The following is a 9,083-nucleotide window of genomic DNA, read 5'->3' as shown; positions in this document are numbered from 1 at the left end:
CGACATCGCTAAACGATTAAAAAATGTGTGTGGTAGCGCTTTATTAATAATGGGAAACATAGACGGTAAAAATGGCACCATCACATCCACTTCAGGAAAACAAAAAAAGCCTTTGTCTGACTTCATTAAACGAAAGTCACAGGCGCATGCCAGTACCGCACCATTGCCATATGTATGGCCATTTAACGCCGCAATGATAGGCATAGGAAACGTCACAATACGTTTTAATAACTGCGTGACATCACTCATAAAGCTGGCAATAACCGCTGGCGTGTGGCTGGGGTTCGCCATCCATTCAAGATCGATACCCAGCGACCAATTTTTTTCACTGCTGGAAGTCAGTACCACGGCTTTAATACTGTGATCGGCCTCAATGTGATCTAAGTGTTGGTTTAACTCGGTCAAAAACGCGGGGTTATGGCGGTTTTCGCTGGTGTTCATCGTTAATACCGCTGTGCTTTGTTCTGTTGATAATGCTATAAAACGTGTCATTTGTTCCCTCATTAAGTGCTTTTAGATGCTTTTTCAGTACTTTTCATTACTTTTCATTACTTTTATATTTATCATGAGCATACTAATACGTTGTACAAAATTTATAAACCCAGTATTACGTTTTCAATGTTTAAACATCGCTGCAGCTAAGTTAATTTGCTTTATATTTGCGCTTTGGCTTATAACCAGCCCTTTTGCTTAGCTATGCGCGCCGCATCAATGCGATTTGTGGCATTTAATTTTGCTATCGCATCACAAAGGTAATTACGCGTGGTCCCTTCGCTGATAAATAACTGTTTAGCTATTTCACTGGTTTTAAGCCCGTCGCTTGCAAGCTTTAAGGCTTTGCGCTCTTTATCGGTGAGTGGATCTGAGTCATCGAGTGCATTAATCGCAAGCTCAGCATCGATTACCTTTTGCCCCTGCATTACTTTTTTAAGGGCTATAATTAATTCATCACTCGGCGCTTCTTTTAAAATAAAACCTTTTACTCCAGCGCTTAATGAACGCCGAATGTAACCGGCACGTGAAAAGGTGGTCATAATAACGACTTTTATCGCAGGGTATTTGGCTGCTACTTGTTCACTCAACTCGATACCGTTCATCTGCGGCATTTCAATATCAGTTAAAATAATATCGGGCAGAGCATTACTTTCAAGCCGGCTTATCGCTGCCAGTGCATCTTGGCCATTACTCGCTTGACCAATAACTTCTATATTGAAATCTAAGCCAAGCAAGGCTGCGATTGCATCGCGCACTAACGCCTGATCTTCTACTAAATACACTTTGATCATGGTAAATCCTTCGTCGTTAATGGCAGCATTACATTTAAACTAAAGTTATTCTTACAGCTGAATGTTGCCGTACCCTTTAATTGCACTGCGCGCTCTTTGATTCCCTTTAAGCCATTACCCTGCTTTAATGCACTGCATACGCTCGTATCAATCACAGTTATGAGTAATTGCTGCTGGCTTTGCGCTATATTAATGACACATTTCTTTGTACTGCTATGGCGCAGTAAATTCGTCACCGCTTCTGTGATTATTAGGCTTGCTATACTCTCTACTTTAGCCGGTAATCCCGATAAGCTTACGTTACATTCAACCTCAAAACCTTGCTCGATTAACCTTTGTTTTAATTGAGAGATTTTACTCGAAAGGTTAAGCTGCTTTAAATCACTCACCGCATTTCTTACATCGCTCAGCAGCTGCCTTGCAAGCTCTGCGACCTGTGCGATTTCGTTATTGGCTTGTGTGTAACGTTCACTGTGGTTTAATTTATTCGCTAACTCCGCTTTTAACGCAATAGATGAAAGCGAGTGACCTAAAATATCATGTAAATCGCGTGCAATGCGTTCGCGCTCAGCTATCGCAGCGAGTTGCTCTAGTTGTGTCGCATTTTGTTGCTCGCGCGCTTTATAGCGCTGCTCTCTTTTTGCGGCAATGCCGTAACTAAATAAGGTTGCGGTTAAAATTAACGACACCGCTAAAAAGTACTCCGCTTTGCCAATATCTGCCAAATAGGTACTTAACAACACGGTGAAAATGAGCACTAACGCGAGATAAATACGCTTCTGCTGGTGATAGCCATAACCGATAATATAAGCAATAAAGCCAAATAAGGTCGGTGTGCCTGTGGAATAAAACGTTGCAATAAAGCTAATCAATAGCATGGCGATAACTAACTTGGTAGTGCCACTATTTGTGCCTGAATTTTCACAGTTTAATGCTTTAACATAGAGCAAAATAAACGCCATGTAACACGCTAAAGACATGGTAATTTGATTAGCCGTAAAGTGGGCGTAATCAATGATTAATGGTAATAAATAAAAACCGGTAAAAATTAAATGACCGTATTTCCTCAAGCCTTTATCTATTGGTTCAGAAACCGTGTTAAGTGAATTCATGCTAACACCTCTGGCATGTTTTTATTTATCGTTAGGTGGTTACTCAATAACACAAAAACAGCGAATAGTATAAAGTAACCTATTCCCGTGATTGTAACGTTGTGTATGTCAAAAAATTCGCTAATTGTTAAACTGATTAAAATTAAACTATTCATGGTGCTCTCCATTTGCATAGCTTAACTATGTCAACTCTCAACAGTAATTTGAGTGTAATGTGTCATTAACTTTGCTGACATTTGTCATAGATTAAAAATATTCATCTTAAGGGTTTGGCTGTAATGCTAAAATGCGAAAAACACCACAAGGAAACGTAATGCAGTCGCAACAGCAAAGTTTAATTTACCTCCATATTGCCGTATTACTGTTTGGCGGCACCGCTCTGTTCGCTAAGTTAATTGGCTTAAACGCACTCGATATTACCGTGTATCGCTCGGCTATTGCTGGGCTAGCAATCTTTATGTTGCTGAGTATGCAAAAAAAGCCCATTCGGCTAAACCACACAAAAGATTACTTAATTGCGCTATTACTGGGCGTGGCGGTAGGCATACATTGGGTGACCTATTTTGCTGGAATGCAATTGGCGGGCATTACCGTGGGCATGCTGGCTTTTTTTAGTTACCCAGTAATAACAGTATTTTTGGAGCCTTTTTTTCATAACAGTAAGCCCAAGGCGAAAGATATTATTAGTGCGGCCGCGGTGTTAGTGGGTATTTACTTATTAGTACCGAGTGCTAATTTAGGCGACGATGTCACACTTGGGGTGATCACGGGCGTTATTTCAGCATTCTTTTTTGCCATTCGTAATATCACCCACAAACGTTACTTTAATCAATATGGTGGCCCACAAACCATGTTTTATCAGACCTTGGTGGCCAGCTTAATACTGTGCGCCTTTATTGAAGTGCCTATTTATGCAGTTGAAGATCACGACTTGCTGCTCATTGTAGTGGCAGGGGTCATATTTACCGCCGCCCCGCACTCTTTATTTGCGGCCAGTTTAAAGCACTTATCGGCGGCAACCGCAGGGCTGATTGCTTGTCTGCAGCCACTGTATGGTACATTATTAGCTATAATAATTTTGCATGAGCGCCCTTCTATTGCCACCTTTATGGGTGGGGCATTAATTGTCAGCGCTGCCTGTTTTGAGACTTGGTCTATCACACGGAAATCACGCCAATGAAAGTATTTGCTCACCGTGGTGCCAGCGGGCACTTCCCTGAAAACACGCAAAGTGCCATTATGGCGGCGTTAAACATTGGCGTCGATGGCATTGAAGTTGATGTACAAAGCGCGCTGGATGATTACATGATCATTCATGATACTTGGCTAGATAGAACCACCACTGGCAAAGGTAAAGTGTGTTTGTTTACTGCCGCGCATATTATGCAATTCGATGCCGGTAACGGCGAAAAAGTGCCAACTTTACAGCAATTATTTAACTGGAATAATAATCAAACACTGTTAAATTTAGAGCTTAAACATACCTTTCAGCTAGAAAACTTTGCCGCCCAACTAGAACAAAACATCGCCAACAAACTGATAACCGCCGACAACTTGTTAGTGTCGTCGTTCGATCATCACCAACTAGCTTGGCTTAAACAACGCTTACCTTGGCTAAACATGGGTGCACTCACCGCATCGATACCGCTGCACTATGCCAAGTTTGCAGAGCAGTTAGCTGCATACAGTATTCATATAGATAAAAACTTTATCAATCAGGCGTTTGTTGATGATGCCAAGCAACGTGGCTTAAAAGTGTATTGCTATACAGTGGATAAGCCAGCCGATATCCAGTTGCTGCACAATTATGGTGTAGACGGCGTGTTTACCAATTACCCGGCTGCCACAAAACAGCACATAGCGCAGCTAAGTTGATATTTACCTGCTTTAAATAACGGCGGCTAGCCAGCGATAGCATATTCACTGCTGAGCAATTATGGTAAATTACACGGCTATTGATCGAATTGTATTGGTTCAGTAACCATACTCAAGTTTATAAGCGACAACAGCCGATGAGCGACGCAACTCCTAATTATGAAAAACTGGCCCAACAAATAAAGCAGTGGGGGCAAGCGCTTGGCTTTAGCGAAGTGGGCATTACCGATATAGATCTCAGTAAACATGAAGCGCAATTACAGCGCTGGCTTGATGCAGGCTATCATGGCAGCATGGATTACATGGCCGCCCATGGTATGAAGCGCGCGCGCCCCGCAGAATTAGTGCCCGGTACACAACGGGTTATTTCGGTAAAAATGAATTACCTGCCGCCCGATGCTGGCTTTGCGAAAACGCTTAAAAACCCAGAGAAAGCCTATATTAGCCGTTATGCTTTGGGTCGCGATTATCATAAATTAATGCGCAACCGCCTAAAAAAGCTCGGTCAAAAAATAGAGCAAGAAATTGGCGGCTATGGCTTTCGCCCATTTGTTGATTCAGCCCCAGTACTGGAACGTCAACTAGCAGAAAAAGCCGGATTAGGCTGGCGCGGTAAGCATTCGTTATTAATTAATAAACAAGCGGGTTCGTGGTTTTTTCTCGGCGAGTTATTTGTTGATTTACCACTGCCGATTGATAACCCCAATGAGTTTGAAGGCTGTGGCAAATGCGTCGCCTGCATTACTTTATGCCCTACCGGCGCCATTGTAGAGCCGTATGTGGTGGATGCACGTAAATGTATTTCGTATTTAACCATAGAGCTGCAAGGCCCTATTCCTGAGCAATATCGGCCCTTACTAGGCAACCGCGTTTACGGCTGTGACGACTGTCAACTGGTGTGCCCGTGGAACCGTTATGGCCAGCTTACCGACGAAGCCGACTTTCATCCGCGTACACAATTAAAAGATCAAGACCTACTGGCGCTATTTAGCTGGGACGAAGCCACCTTTTTAAAAAATACCGAAGGCAGCCCGATTCGTCGTATTGGGCACGAGCGTTGGTTACGTAATTTAGCCGTCGGCTTAGGTAATGCCGAATTTAGCCCCGCCATTATTCATGCCCTAGAAGCCAAGCGCTTAGATTGCAGTGAATTAGTGTTAGAGCATATTGAATGGGCGCTACAACAACAAAACGACAAACAACGAGAAAAATTACGTAAAACAGCGCGCTTGATCCGTATTGTTGAAAAAGGCCTGCCGCGCGACGCATAAGTTACAGCTTAGTGGTTAAGGTAAATGCTTACCCATAATGGTGAGACTATAGGGGGTGTTGTCCATAATAGCGACTTCAGGCAACTCGCCCCACACACTATAGTCAAAGCGTTTAAATAAGTTAATGCTGGGCAGGTTGTGGCTGAAAATAAAGCCCAATAGTACCTTTATATTAAGTTGCTGAGCGTGTTCTTCAGCAAACGCCATTAATTGTTTCCCCAAGCCTTTACCGCGCGCCGCATTGGTAATATAAATACTAATTTCTACCGTGCCGTTATACGCTGGGCGACCATAAAACGATTTATAACTCAGCCACGCTAATACTTGGTTATTTTCGCAGTAAACAAAAATAGGCCGTTGTGCGCTATGGCTGTCAAACCACGGTTGTTTATCAGCAACGCTGACCGCTTCGGTATCGGCGGTCACCATTCGGCTCGCTATGGTTTCATTGTAAATCGCGACAATGGCCGTAATATCATCGGGTTTTGCTAAACGTATCGTCATAGAAAGTCGTTAAAAGTGCTCAATATTGTTTATAGTAACGTATGATAAGTTACATAAATACCCATAACGCGCACTCAAGGTAACAACATGATAAAAAATATACTACTTGGTTTAACGGTCGCACTCAGCGTAGTTTCGCTACCCATCAATGCCGCAGACTCTCGCCCTGCTCAGGCAACGCTAAACACTTGCGATGACTTTACCAACGTGTCACTTAGAAAGCTGCGCACTACCGACACCCTTAATTTGTGTGAGTTTAAAAACAAGCCGCTGTTAATCGTTAATACTGCTAGTAACTGTGGTTTTACTGAGCAATTTAAAGCGCTAGAAACCGTTTATCAACAATACAAACAGCAAGGTTTAATGGTCATAGGCTTTCCTTCAAATGATTTTTTTCAAGAGGAAGATAACGAACAAGCCACCGCAAAAGTATGCTTTATAAATTACGGTGTCACCTTTCCTATGCTGGCCACCAGCGCCGTGCGTGGCAGTGATGTAAACCCTATTTTTAAACACTTAAACGCGCAAACCAGCTCACCCAATTGGAATTTTTATAAGTACTTAGTTTCGGCCGATCGCCAAACAATTACTCGCTTTAACAGTAAAGTGGCACCCGATTCGCCACAACTTATCACGGCAATTGAACACAGCTTAACTATAAACTAGCTAAAAATTGGTACAATTAGTATAAACTAACTAAGATATCATTTAAGATGACTAAAAAAGCATCAGCTTTATAACGAGGAGATTTTATGACGGTAGCAACCGCAAGGCACATATTAGTAGATAGCGAAGCACAATGCTTGGACTTAAAAGCAAAAATTGAACAAGGCGAAAGCTTTGCTGAGCTTGCAAAAGCACACTCTAATTGCCCTTCTGGTCAAGATGGTGGTGCATTAGGTGAATTTGGTCCAGGTATGATGGTACCAGAGTTTGATAAAGTGGTTTTTTCAGCGCCAATTAATCAAGTACAAGGCCCAGTGCAAACACAGTTTGGTTACCATTTATTAGAAGTAACCAGCCGTACAGAGTAATTTTATAAAACCAGATCGCGTTTAGCCTCACAGTTTAATACGCTCTGGGTTTAACAATAAAGCCGCATTTGCGGCTTTTTTATGGAGTGATTATGCAGCTACTTGGTTCGGTAACCTCACCTTATGTTCGCCGTGTGCGCATTTGGGCACACGAAAACCACTGTGAATTAGAATTTATAAACTTAGATATTTTTTCCACGCAAGACCGCCCAACCATGCTTAATAACAACCCTGCTGGTAAAATCCCGATTATTATTGATGGCGATTTAACCTTAGGGGATTCTAGCGCTATTTTACGCTACCTACTTGAAAAGCATGGGCACGCTAAACTTAGCTGGCCTCAAGAGCAGTTGCTTACCACGATTAACGCTTGTAACGATTCGTTAGTAGAAATGCTACTGTGTCAGCGTTCGGGGTTTGATACGCAAGCGGATAAATTATTTTTTAACCTACAAAACGAACGTATCGCGCAAACTCTACACTATTTAAATAACCATTTAACTGATGACGCATTTAAAAGCTGTGAATGCCTCAACATCAGTTTATACTGTTTGCTCGATTGGATTTGCTTTCGTGAACTAACCGACTTTAGCCAACACACGCAGTTGGTTGCTTTTCATGAAACATTTAGTCAGCGACCGGCTGCACAACAGACCAATCCTCGATAATTTTAAAAGGTGAACACATGAGCGATATCGAAATTGAATCAGAACTAGTTAGCTTTGTAGAAAAAGTGCGTAGTAGCGAACAACTTTGGGCACTCGGTGCACAAGATGATGGTTTTGTAGTATGCGAGTCAAATCAGTTTGCCGACACCGATGTGTTATTACTGTGGGAAACTGAAGCGGCCGCAAAAGCACAGTGTAAAGAAGAATGGCAAGAATACACCCCAGTTGAAATTAATCTCGATGAGTTTTTAGACGACTGGGTAGAAGACTTAAACGAAGATAACGCCTTGGTTGGCCTTAATTGGAATGATGACCAAGTATGCGTAGAAATTGAACCGGTTGGTTTAGCGCGCGCATTAAGCGAGTAAACGCCTTTATAAGCAGACTAAAAAGCCCAGCTCGCAGCAATGTTAGCTGGGCTTTTGCGTTTTATTCCCGCCCCACAGCGTTTGCCATCACCGATAACAATACATTGATTTATAATTGTTTATTTTACAAAAATATAATTAACTGCATCTTTTTGGCGGCGCAAACTCGCATCAACTTATGTTTTGGGTATAAAATGCAGGCTGTTGTTATTTTTAAGGTAAAGCGTTGAAAACCCATCTTGGTCGCCGTCCCTTTTCAGCTATGGAGCTGCACACGCTGTACACCGGCTATATTTATAGTGATAGCCGTGTTGCACGCGAGCAAGCAAAACACTGGCACTTTTGGCTACCGTTAATTGCCTACTACAGCGGCGCTTATAGTGACGAAATAGGCTGTTTAACTCTCAACGACCTCACTGTTGAACAAGGCATTTTATGCTTTAATTTTCATACTCATGGAAAAATAAAACCTCGCCTTGTTCCGGTGCATCAGGCGCTAATCACAGCCGGCTTTAATGACTACCTAGCCTTTATAAAATCACAAAACCAGTCACGGTTAATGTTTGATTTACCCGCTAAAACAGGACGCTACAGCGAAAAAGTGCGCATTTGGTTTTCGGGTGAAGGCGAACGCGCTGGCTATTTACAAAAATGTGCTATTCCCAATGTTGATCGACTCGGTATGAAAACCGCGATTAGCAGTCTGCGACTTAACTTTGAACAGCAAATACGTATTTATGCGCTACAAGCAGGCTCTAAAGACGCCTTTAATTACCTGATGGGGTTTAACGAATACCCACACGCCAACTTTAGTGATATCACACTGTTAAATAACGTTGTTCAACAAATCCGCATTATAAACCCACAGCTGCAGTGGCACCGCTTTATAGCACGCGAAAGCCACTGACAAACTTTGTTACTATTTCCCCAACAAAAAGCCACGCTGCAGTAATTACGCATTAAAT

12 protein-coding genes are annotated in these 9,083 nt (G+C 42.4%); 8 read left to right on the top strand and 4 right to left on the bottom strand.

From position 1 onward, the window contains the following. The 3 genes from ABYB02_RS04770 to ABYB02_RS04760 form a co-directional block, all read right to left on the bottom strand. On the bottom strand, positions 1-492 hold a 492-nt coding region (locus ABYB02_RS04770; protein WP_372761314.1), incomplete at its 3' end, for an enoyl-CoA hydratase/isomerase family protein. Between the two features lie 179 nt (positions 493-671). Next, on the bottom strand, positions 672-1,286 hold the full coding sequence (locus tag ABYB02_RS04765; RefSeq protein ID WP_372761313.1) for a DNA-binding response regulator: 615 nt from the start codon (positions 1,284-1,286) through the stop codon (positions 672-674). Beyond that, complete coding sequence (locus tag ABYB02_RS04760) at positions 1,283-2,398, bottom strand: sensor histidine kinase (RefSeq protein WP_372761312.1); 1,116 nt, start codon at positions 2,396-2,398, stop codon at positions 1,283-1,285. Before ABYB02_RS04760 ends, ABYB02_RS04765 begins: the two co-directional genes overlap by 4 nt. 313 nt (positions 2,399-2,711) lie before the next feature. Here ABYB02_RS04760 and ABYB02_RS04755 point away from each other — a divergent pair, with 313 nt between their 5' ends. The 3 genes from ABYB02_RS04755 (at position 2,712) to queG (ending at position 5,544) form a co-directional block, all read left to right on the top strand. Next, positions 2,712-3,578 carry a DMT family transporter gene (locus ABYB02_RS04755; protein ID WP_372761311.1) on the top strand — a complete coding sequence of 289 codons (867 nt, stop codon included), beginning with the start codon at positions 2,712-2,714 and terminating at the stop codon, positions 3,576-3,578. Next, on the top strand, positions 3,575-4,273 hold the full coding sequence (locus ABYB02_RS04750; RefSeq protein ID WP_372761310.1) for a glycerophosphodiester phosphodiesterase: 699 nt from the start codon (positions 3,575-3,577) through the stop codon (positions 4,271-4,273). The genes ABYB02_RS04755 and ABYB02_RS04750 overlap by 4 nt, the downstream gene beginning before the upstream one ends. Before the next feature lie 137 nt (positions 4,274-4,410). Next, on the top strand, positions 4,411-5,544 hold the full coding sequence (gene queG / locus ABYB02_RS04745) for a tRNA epoxyqueuosine(34) reductase QueG (RefSeq protein WP_372761309.1): 1,134 nt from the start codon (positions 4,411-4,413) through the stop codon (positions 5,542-5,544). 15 nt (positions 5,545-5,559) lie between these two features. Here queG and ABYB02_RS04740 read toward each other — a convergent pair whose 3' ends face one another. After that, positions 5,560-6,048, bottom strand: a complete 489-nt coding sequence (locus ABYB02_RS04740) for an N-acetyltransferase family protein (RefSeq protein WP_372761308.1) — start codon at positions 6,046-6,048, stop codon at positions 5,560-5,562. An 87-nt stretch (positions 6,049-6,135) separates the two neighbouring features. On the opposite strand from ABYB02_RS04740, the gene ABYB02_RS04735 reads away from it, so the two are divergent. The 5 genes from ABYB02_RS04735 to ABYB02_RS04715 all read left to right on the top strand — a co-directional run bounded on the left by ABYB02_RS04735 (position 6,136) and on the right by ABYB02_RS04715 (position 9,025). Continuing rightward, on the top strand, positions 6,136-6,714 hold the full coding sequence (locus ABYB02_RS04735) for a glutathione peroxidase (protein ID WP_372761307.1): 579 nt from the start codon (positions 6,136-6,138) through the stop codon (positions 6,712-6,714). Between the two features lie 86 nt (positions 6,715-6,800). Further along, positions 6,801-7,082, top strand: a complete 282-nt coding sequence (locus ABYB02_RS04730) for a peptidylprolyl isomerase (RefSeq protein WP_372761306.1) — start codon at positions 6,801-6,803, stop codon at positions 7,080-7,082. 92 nt (positions 7,083-7,174) lie between these two features. After that, the gene (locus tag ABYB02_RS04725) at positions 7,175-7,750 is read left to right on the top strand and encodes a glutathione S-transferase family protein (protein WP_372761305.1); all 576 of its coding nucleotides are present in this window, start codon (positions 7,175-7,177) and stop codon (positions 7,748-7,750) included. 17 nt (positions 7,751-7,767) lie between these two features. Further along, positions 7,768-8,118, top strand: coding sequence for a DUF2750 domain-containing protein (locus ABYB02_RS04720; protein WP_372761304.1), 351 nt, complete (start codon positions 7,768-7,770; stop codon positions 8,116-8,118). 226 nt (positions 8,119-8,344) lie between these two features. Continuing rightward, positions 8,345-9,025, top strand: coding sequence for a hypothetical protein (locus ABYB02_RS04715; RefSeq protein WP_372761303.1), 681 nt, complete (start codon positions 8,345-8,347; stop codon positions 9,023-9,025). Positions 9,026-9,083 lie beyond the last annotated feature (58 nt).

Origin of the sequence: Pseudoalteromonas sp. (genome assembly GCF_041613455.1) — a bacterium.
In the GTDB taxonomy this organism is placed as follows: domain Bacteria; phylum Pseudomonadota; class Gammaproteobacteria; order Enterobacterales; family Alteromonadaceae; genus Pseudoalteromonas.
This window is presented reverse-complemented; position numbering and strand designations above follow the sequence as displayed.

Bases quoted from the DNA above. Each gene is read 5' to 3' on its own strand.
- ABYB02_RS04735 (WP_372761307.1), top strand. From the start codon at position 6,136: ATGATAAAAAATATACTACTTGGTTTAACGGTCGCACTCAGCGTAGTT.
- ABYB02_RS04720 (WP_372761304.1), top strand. From the start codon at position 7,768: ATGAGCGATATCGAAATTGAATCAGAACTAGTTAGCTTTGTAGAAAAA.
- ABYB02_RS04765 (WP_372761313.1), bottom strand. From the start codon at position 1,286: ATGATCAAAGTGTATTTAGTAGAAGATCAGGCGTTAGTGCGCGATGCA.
- ABYB02_RS04760 (WP_372761312.1), bottom strand. From the start codon at position 2,398: ATGAATTCACTTAACACGGTTTCTGAACCAATAGATAAAGGCTTGAGG.
- ABYB02_RS04740 (WP_372761308.1), bottom strand. From the start codon at position 6,048: ATGACGATACGTTTAGCAAAACCCGATGATATTACGGCCATTGTCGCG.
- ABYB02_RS04750 (WP_372761310.1), top strand. From the start codon at position 3,575: ATGAAAGTATTTGCTCACCGTGGTGCCAGCGGGCACTTCCCTGAAAAC.
- ABYB02_RS04755 (WP_372761311.1), top strand. From the start codon at position 2,712: ATGCAGTCGCAACAGCAAAGTTTAATTTACCTCCATATTGCCGTATTA.
- queG (WP_372761309.1), top strand. From the start codon at position 4,411: ATGAGCGACGCAACTCCTAATTATGAAAAACTGGCCCAACAAATAAAG.
- ABYB02_RS04730 (WP_372761306.1), top strand. From the start codon at position 6,801: ATGACGGTAGCAACCGCAAGGCACATATTAGTAGATAGCGAAGCACAA.
- ABYB02_RS04725 (WP_372761305.1), top strand. From the start codon at position 7,175: ATGCAGCTACTTGGTTCGGTAACCTCACCTTATGTTCGCCGTGTGCGC.